Source organism: Variovorax sp. GW821-FHT09B05, assembly GCF_059418265.1.
In genome coordinates this window covers 258,180-276,373 of sequence record NZ_JBWKPN010000002.1, presented here as the reverse complement: position 1 = coordinate 276,373, position 18,194 = coordinate 258,180, and the positions used below count along the sequence as shown (strand labels likewise).

Here is an 18,194-nt window from a genome sequence, read left to right as displayed (position 1 = left end):
GATCGCGGCAACACAGACGGTCATGGTTCCTCGCTTCAGATCTCAGATTCTCTGAAATCTGAATGTAAACCATCGTTTGCAACGGAGAAAAGAGCCCGCCAGGGAATTTCCTGACGGGCAAACGTGCGACCGAAGCCGCCCGAGGAGACAACTGGCCGGCATAGCGCCGGGGGTTCGGTCCATCCGACTTACGCGCTGCTCGCGCGCTGGACCGTGCGGTTCTCGTCCCACTCTGCAACCCCTGGGACAAGCAGGAGGAAAAATCCGGAGTGATTTACCCCCACTCCAGCACCAAGGCTAGCGCCGTGTTCGGGGTCCGGTCGCCCGTGGACTGAATCTTCGAGCGCGAAGGGCGCAAGGCGAATCCCTACAGGGGGAGCTCGCGAATAGACTTCAGCCATGGACGTACAACTCGAAGCGGATGCCAACGAGAAGGAGAGGGTGTGGCGTGAGTACGATTTTCCGATCGATGTGCTGCTCGATTTCGTGATCGAACGGTTGGGTCATCTGGCCGTGACGGACTACGACCTCTTCGCACTGTTCTCGAACGAGGCGCTCGCCGAAATCCTCAAGCAGGGCGTGACTACGATCGACGCCAATCGCAATGGGCATCGGATGATGTGGGTCGGTTCTGGAGGCGGAGGCTATGGCAGCCTCGAAGACGGTCCCACGCTTGCCCGGTTGTTTCGAGACTGGCGTTCGGTCGGATACATCGAGTTCCACGAGGCATCTGGTGAAGGAACCTCGCATGCCCGCCTGCTCGAGCGCAGAGAGCGCTGAGCCTCAGCGCTGCTCGTCCAGGGCACTGGTCACCAGGGATTCGAGATCCTGGCCGGCGAGTTCGGATATCTTGATCTTCACTGCGCCAGTGTCGCCGGGGCGCCGAAGGCCGGAGTTGAACCGGCGGCGCGTCGCTAAACAGGCGAGCGCACATGAGAACCCCATGGCTTCGGCAAACGTATTCTGAACTGTGTCCATGGGGCTGGCGCCTGCTCGCCACAGCTTTCCCAATCCCTTCCTCCGTCCCTTCACCCGTTGCCCCGGGCTCAATGCAGGTAGGTCCGGCGGTCTCGCTTCACAAAGTGTCTGGTTGCGGTGGTCGGCTTCGAACCGACGACATACAGGGTATGAACCTGGCGCTCTACCTGGCTGAGCTACACCGCGCGGTCGAAGTGTGAGGTGTTCGCCGCAGGCACGCCCGCCCTACAGGGGGATGTGGCAAGCTCACCGAACTCGGGACAGGCAAACAACGGAGGAGGAGCAATGGCGGGCTACTTCGAAATGTTCGTGACGATACGGGATCGCGAGAACTGCAAAGCTCTGCACCCGGTGACCAAATTCATTTTGGATCACGCTGACAATCCACAAATCGTTTCAATGGAATGGGACAATTTTTTGCACAGCGACGTGGGCTTGACGATGGCCGTGCCGGATGAACATCAGTTCGACCGCCTTCTAGATGCATTTCGGGAACTCAGCACGACAGCCGATTCCCCTCTTCTTAGCCTTGTTTGCTACCGCAGCGGCCGCCCGAACGAACTTGCGCTCGCCGACGACGAGCTCTCCATCGAGTACTTCAATCCCCGTCCAGACCACGACGGCTACATGATTCGCCACACGGACAGCGCGGTGCGGCTCACTCACCGGCTAACTGGGATGGTCGCGATCAGCAAGGAAGCCAGGTCGCGCCACGCCAACCTTCACACCGCGCGCCAAATGTTGAGCGCCAAGCTCGCAGAGAACGCCTCTGCGCTGCTCCTCAGCAAGCGGTCGATCGAAGGCCTCCAGCGATATCCTTTCCCAACGCCTACGCGCTGACCGCGCTCTGGAATTGTCCGCCGTTTGCGGCCAGTAGCGCGGTGTTGCGCCCGGTCTCGATCGCGATGGCCTGAGCGGCCGCGCCGGCTTGAAGCGTCGCCAGCATGCGGTCTTCGCGCGGCGTCAGCGGGATCACCATGTCGCCGATCTCGATCTTCACCCAGCCGTCGGGCAGCAGCGTCTTCGACATGGCGCGCGCCGGCGGGTGTTGGACGGCCGGCACGTACACCCCGCGCTGCACGCGCAGGATGTCGCCGCGGTCGACCAGCGTACCGATGCGGTCGTCGATCACGCTGAGCGTCAGGCCGGTGAACCAGCAGCAGGCAGCGCTGGCCGCGCGCCATGTTGAGCAGCGTGCGGTTCCTCAGCTTCTTCGTCTTCCGCCACAGCCTCGTGAAGTCAGTGTCGTTGAGCGCCGCCATGCGTACGATTCGGCCAACGGCAGGCTCCGGCGGCACGAGCACGTTCACGCTCGGCTCGCGCGCCATGTCCACGTCGAACAGCTTTGGCTGCGGCGCTGAAAGACGGTGCGTTGGAGCGGCGCGCTGTGTTCATGGCATGCCCTGGTCTAAGTCGATGTCTATCTCGTGCGCGATGGTCGGCGCGATCTGGTTGCTCCCCTTCCGGGATGAAGCGTGGAGCCACGCTACGATGACCCGATGCCCGATCACCTAAAACGACACGCTACCTTCCTGCTGTGTGCCGCGGCCCTCGTGAGCGCCTGCAGCACTCCCGCCGATCACGAACCTGATCCACCTGCGCGCACAACGAAACCCCAAACCACCACCCTCTCCCCCGCCCAGGCCCTGACCCCGCAAGCCCAAGGCAAACGCATCCACTGGAGCGGCGGCATCAACGCCATCGAGCCACAGGAAGGTTCTCGCCAGTGCTTCACCCTGCTGCACGCCACCTTCGATGCACAGAACGTGCTGCAGTGGCCCCGCGACGAGCAGCAGTTCATCGCCTGCGGCGCGGGGGACTACGACCGGGACCTCGTGGCCCTATACACGCTGGTGAGCTTCGACGGCCGCGTGGCCGGGCAGCGGATGTTCCTGGGCAAGCCGGTGCCTGTGATCGAGATCGAGGCCTTGTACAGGCACTCCGACTGCGTGCAGGGCGACGAAAAGATTCCCGCGTGCTACTCGGGCTTGCTGCAGCCTCGAAAGCCCTGACAGCGCGCCGAATCCGAAACGGGCTTGCGCGCGTATCAATGGCGCGTCATGGCAACGAGCATTCCCGCTCCGCGCGGACATCGAAGACGCGGGAGACCCATGAAAGCTTCGATTCGCCTCGCGCGCCAACCCTGGATGTTCGGCGCCCTGCTCGGCAGCGCTGCAGCCTGTGCCCAACCCGTCCACTTGCCCCCGATCGAAGTCAGCGGCCCGCGCGATGCGGCCATCGGCACGGCCGACAGCGCGAGCGAAGGCGCGGTGGAAAAAGCCTCGTTCCAGGCCCGCCCCAAGCTGCGCCCCGGCGACATCGTCGAGGCCGTGCCCGGCGTGGTCGCCACCCAGCACTCGGGCGACGGCAAGGCCAACCAGTACTTCCTGCGCGGCTTCAATCTCGACCATGGCACCGACTTCGCGGTCACGGTCGACGGCATGCCCGTCAACATGCCCTCGCACGGCCACGGCCAGGGCTTCGCGGACCTCAACTTCCTGATCCCCGACCTGGTCTCGGGCGTGCGCTATCGCAAGGGGCCCTACTTCGCCGACGGCGGCGACTTCGCACTCGCGGGCACGGCCTCGCTCGACTACGTGAGCGCGCTCGATGCGCCCTTTGCCGAAGTCACGCTGGGCGCGAACAACTTCCGCCGGCTGCTCGCAGCGGGTTCGCGCACCGTGCAGGACCAGACCTGGCTCGGTGCGATCGAACTCGAGGGCAACAACGGGCCCTGGGACACGCCCGAACGCCTGCGCAAGGCCAATGCGGTGCTGCGCTACTCGCAAGGCTCGCCGGTGCGCGGCCTCAGCATCACCGCCATGGCCTACCAGAGCCGCTGGAACTCCACCGACCAGATCCCCGAGCGACTGGTCGACAGCGGCGAGCTCTCGCGCTTCGGCTCCCTCAACACCACCGACGGCGGCAAGACACGGCGCCTCAGCCTGTCGGGCAAGTGGTTCGACAACAGCCCCGAGGGGCAGACGCAACTGAGCGGCTATGTCATCGACTACCGCTTCGATCTGTTCTCCGATTTCACCTATTTCCTCAACAACCCCGAGCAAGGCGACCAGTTCGAGCAGACCGACCGCCGCCGGGTCTTCGGGCTGCAGGGCACGCACAGCCGGCCGAATCAGATCGGGGGACTGGATGGCGTCTTGAGCTTCGGGGGCAGCTGGCGCGGTGACCGCATCGGCGAGGTGGGCCTGTACAACACCGTGGCCCGCGAACGGATCTCGACGGTCCGCAACGACAAGGTGCAGCAGGACCTGTTCTCCGTTCACGCCCAGCAGCTCGTGAACTTCAGCGAGCGCTGGCGTGGGTACGTGGGCCTGCGCGGCGACCTGCTGCGCTACGACGTGCAAGGGCGCGAGCCGCTCTATGGCCCGGTCAATAGCGGACGCGGCCACGACTCGCTCGTGAGCCCGAAAGCCGGCCTGGCCTTCACCGTGACGCCGACCCATGAGCTCTACCTCAACGTGGGCACGGGCTTCCACAGCAACGACGTGCGCGGCGCGACGATCAATGTCGATCCGACGAGCGGCCTGCCCGCCGAGCGCGTGCCCGCGCTCGTGAAGGGGCGCGGTGCCGAGATCGGCTGGCGCTTCCAGCCCAGCGAGGACTTCAGCCTCACCACGGCGCTGTGGCAGCTGCGGCTCGACTCGGAGCTGGTCTATGTCGGCGACGCCGGCACCACCGAGCCCGGCCGCGCCAGCAGCCGCCGCGGCATCGAGGCCACGTTGCGCTGGAAGCTCGGTTCGCGCTGGCGCTTCGAGGCCGATGCGGCGATCTCGCGCGCGCGCTTCCGGGGCCTCGCACCTGAAGGCGAAGGCAACTACATCGACAACGCGGTGGAGCGCGTGTTCGCCGCGGGCGTGATCTATACCGAAGGACCTCTGACGGCCTCGCTTCGCCTGCGCTACATGGGCCCGCGCGCACTCGACACCTTGAACACGGTGCGCTCGCGCGCGACCACGCTGCTGAACTTCGGCGCACGATACGCAGTGAACAAGCAGCTCACCTTGGGCCTCGACGTGTTCAACCTCGCGGGCCGCAAGGGCAACGACATCGAGTACTTCTATGCCTCGTGCAGCGCGGGCGAAGTAGCGCGCGGTGCCTGCGGCGACGGCATCGACGGGCGCCACATCCATCCGATGGAGCCGCGCAGCGCGCGGGTCAGCGCACGCTGGACCTTCTGAACGAAAGAAAGCGCGCGCCTTGCCTCGAGATTGAATCTGCATCGTGGCCCGGCCCGTAGTTGCAGCAGTCGATGCGCAATTCGCGCCGGCATCCTCACCAGGAGTACTCGCATGAAGAACAGATTCAATCGCATGGCCACGGTCGCCTTGGCAGTCTCGCTGAGCTTGGGCTCGTTCGCCGCGCTCGCGCAGGTCACCGTCGGCGGTGCGCCGATGTATGCCACCAAGGACATCATCGACAACGCGGTGAATTCGAAGGACCACACCACGCTCGTGGCGGCCGTCAAGGCAGCGGGCCTGGTCGAGACGCTCAAGGGCCCGGGCCCGTTCACCGTGTTCGCGCCGACGAACGCAGCCTTCGCCGCCCTGCCCGCGGGCACCGTCGATACGCTGCTGAAGCCCGAGAACAAGACGATGCTGACGGGCATCCTGACCTACCACGTCGTGCCCGGAAAGATCGATGCAGCCGCGCTGACCAAGATGATCATGGACGGCAAGGGCTCGGCGACGCTCAAGACCGTGGCCGGCGGCAACCTCACGGCCAAGTCCAGCGGCGGCAAGGTCATGATCACCGACGAGAAAGGCGGCTCCGCGACCGTGACCATCGCCGACGTGTACCAGTCGAACGGCGTGATCCATGTCGTCGACAAGGTGCTGCTGCCCAAGTAATCCATCGCGCACCCGCCCGCGCGAACTGCGCGGGCTGTTCGAAACGCTCCGGGCCCCGACATCGATCGGGGCTTTTTTCTTTCCCGCCGTGCGGCAGCCTCCCGCTCAGGCGAACGGCAGGATCTTCACGTCGAACACGCGCTCGCAGAACCAGATGGCCGCCACCGCCACGGCCACGACGGAGCCGCCGCGCAGCACCACCGGCGCATAGCCGCGCCAGCCGCGCAACGACAGCAGCACGACCAGTGCCACGGCCACCACCATGAGCTGGCCCGCTTCGACGCCGAGGTTGAACTGCAGCAGCGCGAGCACGAAGCCGCGCAGCGGCAGGTCGAGTTCGCCGAGCGCGCCCGCGAAGCCGAAGCCATGGATCAGGCCGAACAGGAAGCTGAAGAGCTTGCGCCGGCCGCGCAGCAGCGGCCGCAGGTTGTCCACGGCCGCGAGGATGATCGTGATCGCGATGCCCGGCTCGACGATGCGCGGCGAGAGGCTCACGATCTTCAGCCCGGCCAGCGCCAGCGTGATGGAGTGCGCGATGGTGAACATGGTGACGATGCCGAGCATCGGCCAGATCGCGTCGCGCCAATTCCTCACCGGTGTCCAGCCGCCATCGCCGCGCCGCAGCAGCACCGCGGGCAACAGCAGGCACAGCAGGAACAGGATGTGGTCGTAGCCGATCAGGATGTGGTGGATGCCGTCGCGGAAGAAGCCGGGGCTGTCGCTCTCGGCGTTCGCGGCGGGCGTGGAAGGACCCGCCGCCGCGCCCGGCCATGGCAACGTCACGCTGCCGGCCGCGGGATCGAGCGAGTGGACTGCCGGCGAAGCACCACCGTCCGAAGCGAGCCGCAGCAAACCGCGATGCGTCGGATCGATCTCGCGAAACAGCCGGTAGTCGATCTCGAGCGTGGACCCCCTATCGCATCGCGCGTGCAGTTGCAGCACGAGATAGGCGCCATCGACGCGGTCCTCGACCGCCGGCGGCCGGGTCTCGGCCAGCGCGCAGCGACCCTGCTGCAACTGGAGCCGCGCGAGTGCATAGGCGCGGATGTCGTCGAGCCGCGCTCGCACCTCGCCCCAGCGCAGCTGGCGGTCGCCATCGCGGTCGAGCTCGAGCGTCGCGTCGAGATCGCGCAGCGCGATGTCCCAGCGCAGGTCGAGGCCCTCGGCATCGCGCTGGATCTGCAGGTAGGCATCGCTGGCCTTGTGGGCGCGCGCGGCGCCCGGCGCGAGCGCCAGGAGCAGCGCCAGCACGAACAGCAAGGCGGTGGCCAGCCCGATGCGACGTCGTTCAGGGAATGGCATCGACACGTGCATCCTTCAGTCCGATCTCGCGCATCAGCGCCCTCGCCTCATCGCGCGCGGCCGCATCGCCGGCGGCCGAGGCCGCGCGCGCGAACACCAGCAGATCGATCGGCTCGCGCTGCAGGCGCACATTGAGGCGGGCCAGCTCGACGGCGCGCTTCGCATCGCCTTGCACATCGAGTGCGAACATCGCCTCCTCGCGTGCATGCTGCGCGGTGGTGCCGGGCCGCAGCGCGGCGGCCTCGAAGCGCTCGCGCAGTTCCTCGGCTTCGGGGACCACGGTGCGCGGTGCCTGCGGTTTTCCCGCCTGCGTGTGTGCAATGGCCAGCCGCAGCAGCACAGCATCGCTGCGCGCTTCCTTCGCGAGCAACGAAGGGATCTCGCCAGCACGACCCGCACGCTGCAGGAAGTCGCTGTACGCCAGCAGCAGATAACCCGACCGCTCGGCCGCGAGCGCCTTGCGGTACGCGGCATCCGCCTCGGCGGGCCGGCCCGCGAGTTCCTCGATCTCGGCGATCGAGGTCCACAGCCACTGCCGCGTTCCGGCCTGCGGCGCACCGGCCAGCGCGGGGTCGGCCAGCAGGCCTCGCAGCGCATCGCGCGCGGTGGCATGGTTGCCGCGCAGGCCCGCGTTCTCCGCCAGGCAGGCCACGCCATAGAGCGCCGGCCCCACGCGGCCCAGCGCACGGCAGGCGGCATCGGATTCGTCGTAACGCCCGCGCACGCGCAGCACGGTCGCGAGCGTGATCCAGCCCTGGGGATCGGCGGGCCGGCGTGCCAGCGCCGCCTTCAACAGGGTTTCGGCGCCATCGAAATCGTGCAGAAACTGGGCTACGGTGGCGCGCATCACCAGCACCGCGGGCGGTGTCTGGGCGATGGGCGTGGCCTCCCAGGCCTGCAGCGCGGCCGCGGCCTGGCCGGCATAGCGCGCATCGCCCTGCGAGCGCGCGAGGTCGAGGTAGGTGGTCGCGGCCTCGATCGCGGTGGCCTCGTCGCCGGGCCGCTGGGCCAGCTCGCGGCGCAGCTTGCGCTGCGCATCGAGCCAGCCGGCGATCACGGGCAGTTTCTCGACCACCTCGTCGTCGCTGGCCGGCACCCGCGGCGCCGCGAGCACCACCCCGGCCGTACCCAGCAACAACAACAGCGCCGCCGCGCGGGCCAGCCGGTTCGCGGCCCGCCGCGCGGCACGCTGCGCCTGCTTCATTGCGTGGCGACGGGGTCCTTGGTCTCCGACGTCGGCGCCGGATCGAAGGCGGCCACGTTGGCCGGCTCCGCCGTGTCGAGCACCGAGGCGACCAGCGACTGCACGTAGGCAATGAAGCTGTCGTAGGCGTCGGCTTGCGGCGGCGGGTTCTCCGGCGGGTTGCCGCTCACCGGCGGGAACGGGTAGAACACGGCGCCACCGCCGCCGCCCCCGCCGCAGCCGGCGAGGAAGGCGGTCACCAGCAGCAGGCCGGCGATGCGAGGGATGTTGCGGTTCATGCCGGCATCCTCCTCAGCGCGCGGCCGAGGCCGAGGTCGAACCCGGCAGCGGCGTGTTGAGGTACGGGAAGGCATCGGGGAACTGCGTGGGGCTCTGCGCGGCACCATCGGTCAGCGCGGCGCTGCCCGCGGGCGCGTCGGCCGGCTTGCAGCCGACCTTGAGCGTGTCGCTGGCACCGGTGGCCACGCACAGCACGCCCATGGCCACGCGCAACTCGGCATCGACCACGTCGTCGCCCGGCCGGCGTCCGTTCGGGAAGCCCGCGTTGTCGCCGCCGAGCACGCCGAGGTTGCTCTGGTTCGCCTTCACCGTTGGCGCGATGGACGTGTTCAGCCGCAGCATTTCCGACGCCTTGACGTTGGCCGGCTTGTTCACGCCCTCCACGCCCGTGAGGAAGGCCGCGACCAGGTCGGTGCGCGGGAAGTTGGTGGGCGCGGGCGCCGAGAACAGCGTCTGCACCAGCGCCGGCAAGGTCGGGTTGGTCACGTAGTCGGCGAACTGCGCGTCGTCCTGCGGCTTGGAGCTGTTGAAGCGGTCCTTGTCCTTCAGGCCGATCACCACCTCGTTGACCAGCGGCATGCCCAGACGCGAGACCTGGGCCCAGGCGCCGCCGTTGATCGCGGTGGTGCCATGGCCGCTCTTGGGCGGGCTGGCGATCAGGCGACCCTGGCGCACGCTGGCCGTGGTCCAGCCGCCCACGATCGGATGGCCGGCGGTGGTGATGCACGAGATCGGCACCTCGAGCGCCATCGTCGTCACGTTCTTGTCGGCCAGCGCGTCGGGGTTGGCCGAGCTCGAGCCCAGCGGATTGAGGTTGATCAGGTCGAACACCTGGCCCAGGGCCACGGTGAACGGATCCTTGCGCTGGCCGACGAACACGCGGCCCTGCGTGGCGCAGCCCGGGATGTTGACCGTGTAGAGATGCTGGTTCGCATAGGTGGCATAGCCGGTCGGGCCGCCGAAGGTCTTGTCGCCGATGTTGTCGGTGGGCTTGTCGAACTCGGTGCCGCCGCCCGCCTTGGACACGGCCTCGACCTTGCCCTTGCGGCGATCGCCGCGCACGATGTTCAGCGTGTAGGTCTCGCGCAGGTTGCTGGTGGCCTGGTTCGGCCCGCTGATGCCGCCAGCCTGCACCAGCGGGATCGACACCTGCTTGCCCGCGATCGGCAGCTGGATGTCGCGCAGCGTGTTCTTGAACCTGAACTGGAACGTGATGTCCTCGACCGCGTTGCCGTCGGTGTCGAGGTGGATCTCGTACAGGCCGTTCGGGTCCATGGTGAAGTAGTTGGGACCGCCGTACGGGCTCTGGTCGGGCTGGTAGTTGGCGATCAGCGTCACGAAGTCCTGGCGACCAGCTTCGTAGCTGCGGAACATGTAGAAGTCGGTGGCATCGAGCTTGGGCATGCCCGCGATCGACGGCGCCTCTCGGTGGCTGGATGCGATGGCACCCACGGCGGTCACGGCACTGAGCACGAAGACACAGGCCCTTGCGGGGGGTAGGGAGAATCTCATCGGCGTCACCTCGGTGTAAATGGTGGATGTGCGGGCACGACTCGTCCGACGAAAACGTCGGCTCTGGATGAGTACGAACCGAAGGTTCAACCGGATGTGCTTTTTTTACCGAGGGTTTTCACCGCGCAGCGCAGCCGTGGAAGTGCTACGCGCGCGTTCCCGCGAGGGCGCGCGCGGCCCTTCCTTCCGTCACCGAAACGTCACGAACTCAGCGGCTCGTGAACACGAGCACCGAGCGCCCCGTCGCCAGATAGTCGCCGCGCGCCGCGTCATCGCCCACGCCCAGTGCCGGGTCGGCGCTGTCGAGCACCAGCGTCCACGCACCGGCCGGCGCGGCCGGCAGCGTGAAAGGCACGGCCTCGTGCCAGGCGTTGAACACCAGCAGCACGCTCGCGTCGTGCGCCGCGACCGGAATCGCCGACACCGGCGCGCGGCCGTCGAGCAGCAGCGCGAACGAACGCGTCTGCGGATCGTCCCAGTGCGAGGGCTGCATCTCCTCACCGGCCGGCGTGAACCAGGTCGAATCCTTGGCGCCGATGTCCTCGAACCAGGCGCCGGCCAGGAAGCGGTTGCGCCGCAGCACCGGGAATTCCTTTCGCAGCGCGAGCAGGCGGGCCGAGAAGTCGCTCAGTGCGCGCCCTGCGTCGCCACCGGCCGCGGCCCAGTCCACCCACGAGATCTCGTTGTCCTGGCAGTAGGCATTGTTGTTGCCCTGCTGCGTGCGGCCGAACTCGTCGCCGGCCAGCAGCATCGGCGTGCCTTGCGACAGCAGCAGCGTGGCCAGCAGGTTGCGCTGCTGGCGCGCGCGCAGCGCGAGCACGGCCTCGTCGTCGGTCGGGCCCTCGACGCCGCAGTTCCACGAGCGGTTGTCCGAATGGCCGTCGCGGTTGTCCTCGCCGTTGGCCTCGTTGTGCTTGTCGTTGTAGCTCACGGTATCGGCCAGCGTGAAGCCATCGTGCGCGCTGATGAAGTTGACGCTGGCCCAGGGCCGGCGCCCGCGGTGGTTGAAGCGCTCACCGCTCGCGGTGAGGCACTGCGCGAGCTTGCCCGCGGTGCCCTCCTCGCCCTTCCACCAGGCGCGCACGGTGTCGCGGAACTGGTCGTTCCACTCGGCCCAGCCGGGCGGGAAGCCGCCGACCTGGTAGCCGCCCGGGCCGATGTCCCAGGGCTCGGCGATCAGCTTCACGCTCGAGAGCACCGGGTCCTGCCGGCAGCTCTTGAGGAAGCCGCCGCCTTCGTCGAAGCCATGCGGCTCGCGTGCGAGGATGGTCGCGAGGTCGAAGCGGAAGCCGTCCACGCGCATCTCGGTCACCCAGTAGCGCAGGCTGTCGGTCACCATCTGCAGCACGCGCGGATGGCTGAGGTTCACGGTGTTGCCGGTGCCGGTGTCGTTGATGTAGTAGCGCGGCGTGTCGGGCAGCAGCCGGTAGTAGCTCGCGTTGTCGATGCCCTTGAACGAGATCGTCGGGCCGAGCTCGTTGCCCTCGGGCGTGTGGTTGTAGACCACGTCGAGGATCACCTCGAGGCCGTGCGCATGGAAGCGGTCGACCATGTGCTTGAACTCGTCGATCTGCGGCCCGTCCATGTAGCGCGGATCGAGCGCGAAGAAGCCGATGGTGTCGTAACCCCAGAAGTTGGTCAGGCCCTTCTCGAGCAGCGAGGACTGGTTCAGGAACATCTGCACCGGCAGCAGCTCCACGCTGGTCACGCCGAGCGCGCGGATCGGCGCCAGCACCTCGTCGCGCGCCATGCCCGCGAAGGTGCCGCGGAACTGCTCGGGCACCTGCGGATGCTGCATGGTGAAGCCGCGCACATGGGTCTCGTAGAACACGGTCTCGGGCCAGGGCACGCGCAGCGCATCGGTCTGCGTCCACTCGAAGCGCGAGTCGACCACCACGCACTTGGGCACCAGCGGCGCGCTGTCGCGCTCGTCGAAGCTCAGGTCGCCGTCGGCATGGCCCACGGTGTAGCCGAACAGCTCGGGGCCCCACTTCAGCGTGCCCATGTAGGCCTTGGCATAGGGGTCGAGCAGCAGCTTGTGGTGGTTGAAGCGGTGGCCCTTCTCGGGCTCGTAGGGACCGTGCACGCGCAGGCCGTAGCGCGCGCCGGGTTGCAGGCCGGGCACGAAGCCGTGCCAGATCTCGTCGGTGTACTCGGGCAGGGTGACGCAGCCGACCTGCGTGGTGCCGGCCTCGTCGAAGATGCAGACGTCGACCCGCGTGGCATGCGCCGAGAACACGGCGAAGTTGACGCCGTCGCCGTTGAAGCTGGCGCCGAGCGGGTGCGCGGTGCCTTCGAGCACCGTCAGGGGGGTCGGAACGTGAGGGGTGTCGGCCATGGCGTGTGGGTGATCGGGCTGAGGGGTTGCGGGAAGGGACGGCAAAGTCTCCGTGTCCCCCGTGCCCGCGTGCGGCAGCACTTGGCGCAGCCGCGCGTAGGCGGCGCGCCCGTCATCCGGCCACGCCGGCCGGCGGCTCATAATGCGGCCCGTCGCCGGACCCGGAACCCCGGGGTCCCTGCCCGAGTCCACCACGGCTCCTTTGCAACCGCATTCCTCTCCCATGACCGACAAAGAACGCCTCGACTACCTCCAGGGACAAGTGGCCGCGCTCAAGAGCTTCTGCCTGGCCCTGATGTCCTCGCACCCCAATCCCAAGCTGCTGTTCGACCGGATGGAACGATTCGGCAACCAGCAGGCGGGCATCCTGCTGGGCCAGCCCACGTCGGACGCGCTGCTGCAGGGCGCCGATGCCATGCGCGACCAGCTGCTGGCCTATGCCCGGGAACTGCAGGCGGCGATCGACAAGAAGTCGGAAGCCGACAAGGCCTGAGGCCTTCGTTCGGTCGCCGGGCCCTGGCTCGGGCCTGCGCCTACTGCGAGTTCGCGGGGGTCGAGGTCTCGAACTCGATGCCGCCGACGAACTTCTGCAGGAAGTTGTAGATCAGGCAGCCGATGGCCACCGCGCAGTAGGCGAAGACCAGGTACATGAGCGGCGCGAGCAGCAGGAGCAGCAGCGACGGCCCGCTCTTGCCGGCCGGCTGCACCAGCGCGAACAGCAGCGCGAAGGGCACGAGGAACACCAGCGAGGTGACCGCCATCATGACGCCGAACACCTTGCCGTTCTGATGCGGTGAGAGTCGCGAGATCTGTTGTTTCATGGGGCGGCGCCTCCTCGCGCCTGGGTTCGAAATCGGACGGATAGCGTACCAGCGCGGGCCTGGCGGCGACGGTGTTACGCTCTCGGGCGCCCTCCTGCCCGCCCCGCGCAGGCAGTGGAGGCCCAGCCACCCGCGGCCCGTCCGCCACGCAAGGAAGCCAAGGCCACGGCCTGCAGCGCAACCTTCCCCGACATTCCATTGCCATGTCCACCTCCACCCCGATCACCTCCTCCCGCACGCTGTCCTACGTCGCGCTGTTCGCCGCGCTGATCGCCGCGCTCGGCGCCGTCCCGCGCATCGACCTGGCGCTGGGCGTGCCGATCACGCTGCAGACCCTCGGCGTGATGCTCGCGGGCTGCCTGCTCGGACCGCGCCGCGGCTTTCTCGCGGTGGCGCTGCTGCTCGTGGGCGTGGCGCTCGGCCTGCCGCTGCTGTCCGGCGGCCGCGGTGGCCCGGGCGCGTTCGTGACGCCCTCGGCCGGCTTCCTCGTGGGCTGGCTGTTCGGCGCCTTCGCCTGCGGCTGGATCATGCGGCGCTTCGCCGCCGCGCGCGGACGCGCGCTGTTCGCCGCGGCGCTGGCCGCCTCGTTCATCGGCGGCATCGTCGTGGTCTACCTGTTCGGCATCGCAGGGCTGTCGCTGGTGGCCCACCTGCCGCTGCAGAAGGCGGCGCTCGCGAGCCTGGTCTTCGTGCCGGGCGACCTCGTCAAGTGCGTGGTCTGCGCGCTGGTGGTGCAGACGGTGGCACGCGGCCTTCCGAGCTGGCGTCTCGATCGCGACTGATGACCGGCCCGGCGCCCGATTTCCGGACCGTTCACGCGCCGCTCGCCTGGTGGGCGCGGCACACGCCCGATGCGCTCGCGCTCGACGATGGCCAAACGCAACTGAGTTTCGCCGCGCTCGCGGCACGCGTCGCGACGGAGGCCGCCGCGCTCGACGCCGCGGCCACGCCGACGGTCGCCTGGGCCAGCGCGAGCGCATCGCCGGCCGACCAGCTCGCGAGCTTCCTCGCGATCCTCGCGAGCAACCGCACCGCGGCCGTCGGCGATCCCGACTGGCCGCAGCCCATCAGGGACAAGGTGCAGGCGCGCATGGCGCAGCACCTGGGCGCGGCCGCCGACATCAGAAAAGCGGACGCGAACACGCCCTTCTACATCGGCTTCACCTCGGGCAGCACCGGCGTGCCCAAGGGCTTCCGGCGCAGGCACGGATCGTGGACCCACAGCTTCGAGATTTGCGTCCGGAGCTTCGGCCCCGCCACCGGCACCACCGTGCTGGTGCCGGGTCGGCTCTCGCATTCGCTGTTCCTGTTCGGCGCGCTGCTGGGCCTGTGGACCGGCGCCGGCATGCGCCTGCAGCGCCAGTTTTCTGCAGCCACCGCGCTCGAGACGCTGCAGCGGGGCCTCGCGGGCAGCCTGGTCGCCGTGCCCAGCCAGCTGCTGCTGATGCTCGAGCATGCGCAGCGCCATGGCCTGCCGCCCGTGACCGGCACGCGCCTCGTGATGATCAGCGGCGCCCCGTGGCCGCGCGCGCGCACCGCGGCGCTGCGCGCGCTGTTTCCCGAGGCACGCATCGTCGAGTTCTATGGCGCCTCGGAAACCTCGTTCATCGCCTGGGCCGACAGCGACGAGGCGCTGCCCGACGACGTGGTCGGCCGGCCCTTCGCCAATGTCGAGCTCAGGATCGAGCCACCCCTGCCCGGACTGATCTACGTGCGCAGCCCGATGGTGTTCAGCGACTACGTGACGCTGACGGCCGAGGAAGACGGCACCGCCGTGCTGCGCGACGGCGACTGGCTCTCGGTGCGCGACATGGGCCATGTCGACGAGGACGGTTTCCTGCACCTGGTCGGCCGGCAGCAGCGCATGCTGCTCGTGCAGGGCAAGAACCTGTTCCCCGAGGAAGTCGAGAACGTGCTGGCCGGGCATCCGGCGATCGCGGCCGCGTCGATCCAGGGGCTGCCGCATCCGCTGCGCGGCATGGAGGCCGTGGCCTTGCTCGCGCTGTCGGCACCGCTCTCGCGCGAGGAACTGCAGGCCTGGTGCCGTGACCGGCTCGAGCCCTTCAAGCTGCCGCGGCGCTTCTACCGCGTCGATGACTGGCCTCGCACGCCGAGCGGCAAGACGGATCACGCCGCGCTCGCGCGACAGTTGGCCGATGCGTCCGCGGCGCCATGGAGCCGGCTGTGAGTCCGCCCGTGATCCTCGGCTGGGCCCGCAGCGCGGTGGTGCCGGTCGGCGGTGCGCTCGGCGCGCTGGCGGCGCACGAGATCGGCGCACCGGTGCTGCAGGCCTTGCTGGCGCGTTCGGGCGTTCCCGCGCAAGCGGTCGATGCGGTCGTCGCCGGCAACGCGCTGGGCGCGGGCGGCAATCCCGCGCGCATGGTCGCGCTGGCCGCCGGCCTGCCGGACCACGTCGCCGCGCTGTCTGTCGACACCCAGTGCTGCGCCGGCCTCGATGCCCTGACCCTGGCCGCCGGCCTGCTGGCCAGCGGCAATGCCGCCATCACGATCGCCGGCGGCGTCGAGGCCTGGAGCCGCGCACCGATCCGCCAGCATCGCCCGCGCGATGCCGGCGAGGCGCCCGTGCCCTACGACCGCCCCGCCTTCGCGCCCGATCCGGCGCGCGATCCCGACCTGCTGCTCGCCGCCGCGCGCCATGCCGCGCTGCATTCGATCGGCCGCGCGCAGCAGGATGACTTCGCGGCCCAAAGCCATGCGAAGGCGCTCGCATGGCGCGAACGCATGTCGCAGGAGATCGTGCCCATCGGCGATGCCACGCACGACAGCTATGCGCGCGAACTCACGGCCTCGCGCATGGCGCGCATGCCGATCGAGGCGGTCGCCGACACGCTGTCCGACCCGGTCGTTGCGCTACAGATGGCCGTCAGCCGCCTCGCGATCGCCCCGCGCGCCGACGGCGCCGCCTTCGTGCTGCTCGCCACGCCGCAGGCCGCGGCTGCGTTGAAGATCGCGCCGCGCTTCCATTGGCTGGGCGGCACCTCGATCGGCGTGGCGCCGGAGATGCCGATGCTCGGCGCCTCCACCGCCGCCGAAGCGCTGCTGCGCCGTGCCGGCCTCGATGCGGACGCGCTCTGGGGCGCGGAGCTGCACGAGGCCTTTGCCGTGCAGGCGCTGTCTTTCATCCAGGCATTGGGCTTGCAGCCCTCGCGCCTGAACCGTGGCGGCGGCGGCCTGGGCCGCGGGCATCCGATCGGCGCCTCGGGCGCGGTCAGCCTGGTGCGCCTGCTCGCCGACATGCAGCACGATGCCCCGTCGGGCGCGCACGGCCTCGCGGCGATTGCCGGCGCGGGCGGCCTGGGCGCGGCGGGGCTGGTGCAGCGGCTCTAGGCTCCAGCAGCTAGCGAATCACGCGGAAGAAGTCGTCGAGCGGCCGCCGCGCGGTCCGCACCGCGTTCTCGGGCGCCTGCGGATCGGCATAGCCCAGCGCCAGGCCGCAGACGACGTGGTGCTCATCGCCCAGCCCCAGCGTCGAACGCACCAGGCCCGGATAGGATGCGATCGCGCCGATCGCGCAACTGCCGATGCCCTGGGCGTTCGCGGCCATCATCAGCGCGAACAGGCACATCCCCAGGTCCATGTAGCAGCCGCTGCCCATGCGCGCATCGATCACCACCAGCAGCGCCACGGGCGCATCGAAGAAGCGGAAGTTGCGCTCGAACTGCGCATCGCGCGCCGCCCGGTCCTCGCGTGCCGCCCCCAGCGCGCCATAGAGCGCCTGCGCCGCCGCGACCTGGCGCCGGCGCAGGCTGTGGGGCATGGGGCGCGGAAAGTAACTGTAGTCCTCGGCTTCCTGCTCGCCGTTGCGGAATGCGCCCACCAGTGCCGCGCTCAGCCGCGCGCGGGCCTCGCCCTCGAGCGAGATGAACTCGCCGGGCTGCAGGTTCGCGCCGCTCGGGGCGCGGCGCGCCTGGATCAGGAGCTGTTCGAGGCAGCCCTCGGGCAGGGCCTGGTCGGTAAAGCCGCGGGTCGAGCCGCGTTGCTCGAGCAGCGTCTGGAGTGCGAGGGGGTCGGGGGCGGAAGAAGCGGCTGCCGGGTCGGAAGCGAGGAGGCTGTGCATGCCGCATTTTCGCAAGCAATGCGAAGCGACCGCCGGCGCGGAAGGAAGCAGCCGCGCCGAGCATCCCAGCGCTCGGATTTCACAAGGCCTTCGTATAGAGAAAGCGATCCTTCACCATCCAGACGATCGCCCCCTTCGGCGGCCTCGTCAACGACAGCATGAACCCCGGATCGCCCGGCTTCATCCACAGTTGCATGCCACCCGCCACGGTCGTCGGCGGGCCGAGGGCGGCCACGAGAAAAGCCTCGGCGTTCTCGACGCGCAGCGCCTCGAGCTTCGCCGCGAAGCCCCGCTCCTCGGCCGTCATCGCCGCCAGGGCCTGCGCATTCCTCGCCGCCGGCGACTGCCCCGGATCGAATCCGTAGAGCAGGCGGTTCAGCACGCCGTTCGAACTCTCCACGCCCAGAATGCCATCAGCTCCTCGAAGTAGCCCACCGCGCGCTCGCGTTCCTCCGTGTCCTCGTTCTCCCAGGCGGGATAGGCGGCCTTGAACGCGGCCATGAGCTTCTCCTTGGGATTCGGCCGGTCCGCGAGCGGCTGCAGCTGCATGGCCAGCGCATTGATGGTGGCCTCGAAGCGCAGGCGCGCCGGCTCGTTCATCGCGCCCGGGTACAGGGCTTCCGGCAGGAACTTCTTCTTGGCGATGAACGCGGACAGCGCCCAGGCCTGGGGACCCGGCGGCGTGGAAGTCGAAGGTGGAGCGGCCATGGCGAGCTGACAGAAGAGGACGAGGGCGAGCAGGAAGACGCGCATGCCGCGCACCATACCTCCATGCGATGCCGCCCGGCGTCCCCGCTTTCCCCACTCCCCGCAT

Annotated in this window: 19 protein-coding genes and 2 tRNA genes; 9 read left to right on the top strand and 12 right to left on the bottom strand. The window is 68.8% G+C overall.

The features are described from left to right. Positions 1-399: 399 nt before the first annotated feature. The gene (locus AC07RM_RS06135; RefSeq protein WP_495333783.1) at positions 400-780 is read left to right on the top strand and encodes a hypothetical protein; all 381 of its coding nucleotides are present in this window, start codon (positions 400-402) and stop codon (positions 778-780) included. Positions 781-880: 100 nt separating this feature from the next. Here AC07RM_RS06135 and AC07RM_RS06130 read toward each other — a convergent pair. After that, positions 881-954, bottom strand: a tRNA-Asn gene (locus AC07RM_RS06130). 133 nt (positions 955-1,087) lie between these two features. Further along, a tRNA-Met gene (locus tag AC07RM_RS06125) sits at positions 1,088-1,164 on the bottom strand. 99 nt (positions 1,165-1,263) lie between these two features. Here AC07RM_RS06125 and AC07RM_RS06120 point away from each other — a divergent pair. Then, the gene (locus tag AC07RM_RS06120; protein ID WP_495333781.1) at positions 1,264-1,818 is read left to right on the top strand and encodes a peptide chain release factor family protein; all 555 of its coding nucleotides are present in this window, start codon (positions 1,264-1,266) and stop codon (positions 1,816-1,818) included. Here AC07RM_RS06120 and AC07RM_RS06115 read toward each other — a convergent pair. After that, complete coding sequence (locus AC07RM_RS06115; protein WP_495333779.1) at positions 1,808-2,110, bottom strand: hypothetical protein; 303 nt, start codon at positions 2,108-2,110, stop codon at positions 1,808-1,810. The two genes, AC07RM_RS06120 and AC07RM_RS06115, sit on opposite strands and share 11 nt — an antisense overlap. Before the next feature lie 367 nt (positions 2,111-2,477). Between AC07RM_RS06115 and AC07RM_RS06110 the strand changes: the two genes are divergently transcribed. From AC07RM_RS06110 to AC07RM_RS06100, 3 genes are all read left to right on the top strand, one after another. Continuing rightward, on the top strand, positions 2,478-2,990 hold the full coding sequence (locus tag AC07RM_RS06110; RefSeq protein WP_495333777.1) for a hypothetical protein: 513 nt from the start codon (positions 2,478-2,480) through the stop codon (positions 2,988-2,990). A gap of 99 nt (positions 2,991-3,089) precedes the next feature. After that, positions 3,090-5,177: a TonB-dependent receptor gene (locus AC07RM_RS06105; protein ID WP_495333775.1), complete on the top strand. Its 2,088-nt coding sequence runs from the start codon at positions 3,090-3,092 to the stop codon at positions 5,175-5,177. A gap of 111 nt (positions 5,178-5,288) precedes the next feature. Then, positions 5,289-5,846 (top strand): fasciclin domain-containing protein, encoded by a 558-nt coding sequence (locus AC07RM_RS06100; RefSeq protein WP_296789146.1) that lies wholly within the window; start codon positions 5,289-5,291, stop codon positions 5,844-5,846. A gap of 105 nt (positions 5,847-5,951) precedes the next feature. On the opposite strand, the gene AC07RM_RS06095 is transcribed toward AC07RM_RS06100, so the two are convergent. The 5 genes from AC07RM_RS06095 to glgX form a co-directional block, all read right to left on the bottom strand. After that, on the bottom strand, positions 5,952-7,148 hold the full coding sequence (locus tag AC07RM_RS06095; RefSeq protein WP_495333773.1) for a HupE/UreJ family protein: 1,197 nt from the start codon (positions 7,146-7,148) through the stop codon (positions 5,952-5,954). Further along, on the bottom strand, positions 7,135-8,352 hold the full coding sequence (locus tag AC07RM_RS06090) for a hypothetical protein (RefSeq protein ID WP_495333771.1): 1,218 nt from the start codon (positions 8,350-8,352) through the stop codon (positions 7,135-7,137). The genes AC07RM_RS06095 and AC07RM_RS06090 overlap by 14 nt, the downstream gene beginning before the upstream one ends. Beyond that, complete coding sequence (locus AC07RM_RS06085; protein ID WP_296789143.1) at positions 8,349-8,630, bottom strand: hypothetical protein; 282 nt, start codon at positions 8,628-8,630, stop codon at positions 8,349-8,351. Before AC07RM_RS06085 ends, AC07RM_RS06090 begins: the two co-directional genes overlap by 4 nt. A gap of 13 nt (positions 8,631-8,643) precedes the next feature. Beyond that, positions 8,644-10,143: a DUF4331 domain-containing protein gene (locus AC07RM_RS06080; protein WP_093342513.1), complete on the bottom strand. Its 1,500-nt coding sequence runs from the start codon at positions 10,141-10,143 to the stop codon at positions 8,644-8,646. Between the two features lie 208 nt (positions 10,144-10,351). Continuing rightward, positions 10,352-12,481 carry a glycogen debranching protein GlgX gene (gene glgX, locus AC07RM_RS06075; protein WP_495333769.1) on the bottom strand — a complete coding sequence of 710 codons (2,130 nt, stop codon included), beginning with the start codon at positions 12,479-12,481 and terminating at the stop codon, positions 10,352-10,354. Positions 12,482-12,704: 223 nt separating this feature from the next. Here glgX and AC07RM_RS06070 point away from each other — a divergent pair, with 223 nt between their 5' ends. Further along, entirely contained in the window at positions 12,705-12,974 is a 270-nt protein-coding gene (locus AC07RM_RS06070) for a hypothetical protein (protein WP_431512516.1), read from the top strand. A 40-nt stretch (positions 12,975-13,014) separates the two neighbouring features. On the opposite strand, the gene AC07RM_RS06065 is transcribed toward AC07RM_RS06070, so the two are convergent. Beyond that, positions 13,015-13,302 (bottom strand): hypothetical protein, encoded by a 288-nt coding sequence (locus AC07RM_RS06065; RefSeq protein ID WP_093342516.1) that lies wholly within the window; start codon positions 13,300-13,302, stop codon positions 13,015-13,017. 203 nt (positions 13,303-13,505) lie between these two features. On the opposite strand from AC07RM_RS06065, the gene AC07RM_RS06060 reads away from it, so the two are divergent. Genes AC07RM_RS06060 through AC07RM_RS06050 form a run of 3 tightly spaced genes read left to right on the top strand, consistent with a single transcriptional unit; the run spans position 13,506 to position 16,650 of the window. Next, entirely contained in the window at positions 13,506-14,084 is a 579-nt protein-coding gene (locus AC07RM_RS06060; RefSeq protein WP_209540678.1) for a biotin transporter BioY, read from the top strand. Continuing rightward, positions 14,084-15,490: an AMP-binding protein gene (locus tag AC07RM_RS06055; protein ID WP_495333767.1), complete on the top strand. Its 1,407-nt coding sequence runs from the start codon at positions 14,084-14,086 to the stop codon at positions 15,488-15,490. The genes AC07RM_RS06060 and AC07RM_RS06055 overlap by 1 nt, the downstream gene beginning before the upstream one ends. Continuing rightward, positions 15,475-16,650 carry an acetyl-CoA C-acyltransferase gene (locus AC07RM_RS06050; protein WP_495333765.1) on the top strand — a complete coding sequence of 392 codons (1,176 nt, stop codon included), beginning with the start codon at positions 15,475-15,477 and terminating at the stop codon, positions 16,648-16,650. The genes AC07RM_RS06055 and AC07RM_RS06050 overlap by 16 nt, the downstream gene beginning before the upstream one ends. Positions 16,651-16,660: 10 nt before the next feature. Here the strand turns inward: AC07RM_RS06050 and AC07RM_RS06045 are convergent, their stop codons facing one another. The 3 genes from AC07RM_RS06045 to AC07RM_RS06035 form a co-directional block, all read right to left on the bottom strand. After that, the gene (locus tag AC07RM_RS06045) at positions 16,661-17,380 is read right to left on the bottom strand and encodes a nitroreductase (protein ID WP_495333763.1); all 720 of its coding nucleotides are present in this window, start codon (positions 17,378-17,380) and stop codon (positions 16,661-16,663) included. Positions 17,381-17,459: 79 nt separating this feature from the next. After that, positions 17,460-17,762 (bottom strand): hypothetical protein, encoded by a 303-nt coding sequence (locus AC07RM_RS06040; protein ID WP_495333761.1) that lies wholly within the window; start codon positions 17,760-17,762, stop codon positions 17,460-17,462. After that, on the bottom strand, positions 17,756-18,133 hold the full coding sequence (locus AC07RM_RS06035) for a DUF4844 domain-containing protein (RefSeq protein WP_495333759.1): 378 nt from the start codon (positions 18,131-18,133) through the stop codon (positions 17,756-17,758). Before AC07RM_RS06035 ends, AC07RM_RS06040 begins: the two co-directional genes overlap by 7 nt. Positions 18,134-18,194 lie beyond the last annotated feature (61 nt).

Excerpts from the sequence above, each read along its gene's own strand:
- AC07RM_RS06135 (WP_495333783.1), top strand. The coding sequence starts at position 400 with ATGGACGTACAACTCGAAGCGGATGCCAACGAGAAGGAGAGGGTGTGG.
- AC07RM_RS06035 (WP_495333759.1), bottom strand. The coding sequence starts at position 18,133 with ATGCGCGTCTTCCTGCTCGCCCTCGTCCTCTTCTGTCAGCTCGCCATG.
- AC07RM_RS06045 (WP_495333763.1), bottom strand. The coding sequence starts at position 17,380 with ATGCACAGCCTCCTCGCTTCCGACCCGGCAGCCGCTTCTTCCGCCCCC.
- AC07RM_RS06100 (WP_296789146.1), top strand. The coding sequence starts at position 5,289 with ATGAAGAACAGATTCAATCGCATGGCCACGGTCGCCTTGGCAGTCTCG.
- AC07RM_RS06095 (WP_495333773.1), bottom strand. The coding sequence starts at position 7,148 with ATGCCATTCCCTGAACGACGTCGCATCGGGCTGGCCACCGCCTTGCTG.
- AC07RM_RS06050 (WP_495333765.1), top strand. The coding sequence starts at position 15,475 with ATGGAGCCGGCTGTGAGTCCGCCCGTGATCCTCGGCTGGGCCCGCAGC.
- AC07RM_RS06110 (WP_495333777.1), top strand. The coding sequence starts at position 2,478 with ATGCCCGATCACCTAAAACGACACGCTACCTTCCTGCTGTGTGCCGCG.
- AC07RM_RS06085 (WP_296789143.1), bottom strand. The coding sequence starts at position 8,630 with ATGAACCGCAACATCCCTCGCATCGCCGGCCTGCTGCTGGTGACCGCC.
- AC07RM_RS06080 (WP_093342513.1), bottom strand. The coding sequence starts at position 10,143 with ATGAGATTCTCCCTACCCCCCGCAAGGGCCTGTGTCTTCGTGCTCAGT.
- AC07RM_RS06120 (WP_495333781.1), top strand. The coding sequence starts at position 1,264 with ATGGCGGGCTACTTCGAAATGTTCGTGACGATACGGGATCGCGAGAAC.
- AC07RM_RS06060 (WP_209540678.1), top strand. The coding sequence starts at position 13,506 with ATGTCCACCTCCACCCCGATCACCTCCTCCCGCACGCTGTCCTACGTC.
- glgX (WP_495333769.1), bottom strand. The coding sequence starts at position 12,481 with ATGGCCGACACCCCTCACGTTCCGACCCCCCTGACGGTGCTCGAAGGC.
- AC07RM_RS06090 (WP_495333771.1), bottom strand. The coding sequence starts at position 8,352 with ATGAAGCAGGCGCAGCGTGCCGCGCGGCGGGCCGCGAACCGGCTGGCC.
- AC07RM_RS06105 (WP_495333775.1), top strand. The coding sequence starts at position 3,090 with ATGAAAGCTTCGATTCGCCTCGCGCGCCAACCCTGGATGTTCGGCGCC.
- AC07RM_RS06070 (WP_431512516.1), top strand. The coding sequence starts at position 12,705 with ATGACCGACAAAGAACGCCTCGACTACCTCCAGGGACAAGTGGCCGCG.
- AC07RM_RS06055 (WP_495333767.1), top strand. The coding sequence starts at position 14,084 with ATGACCGGCCCGGCGCCCGATTTCCGGACCGTTCACGCGCCGCTCGCC.
- AC07RM_RS06065 (WP_093342516.1), bottom strand. The coding sequence starts at position 13,302 with ATGAAACAACAGATCTCGCGACTCTCACCGCATCAGAACGGCAAGGTG.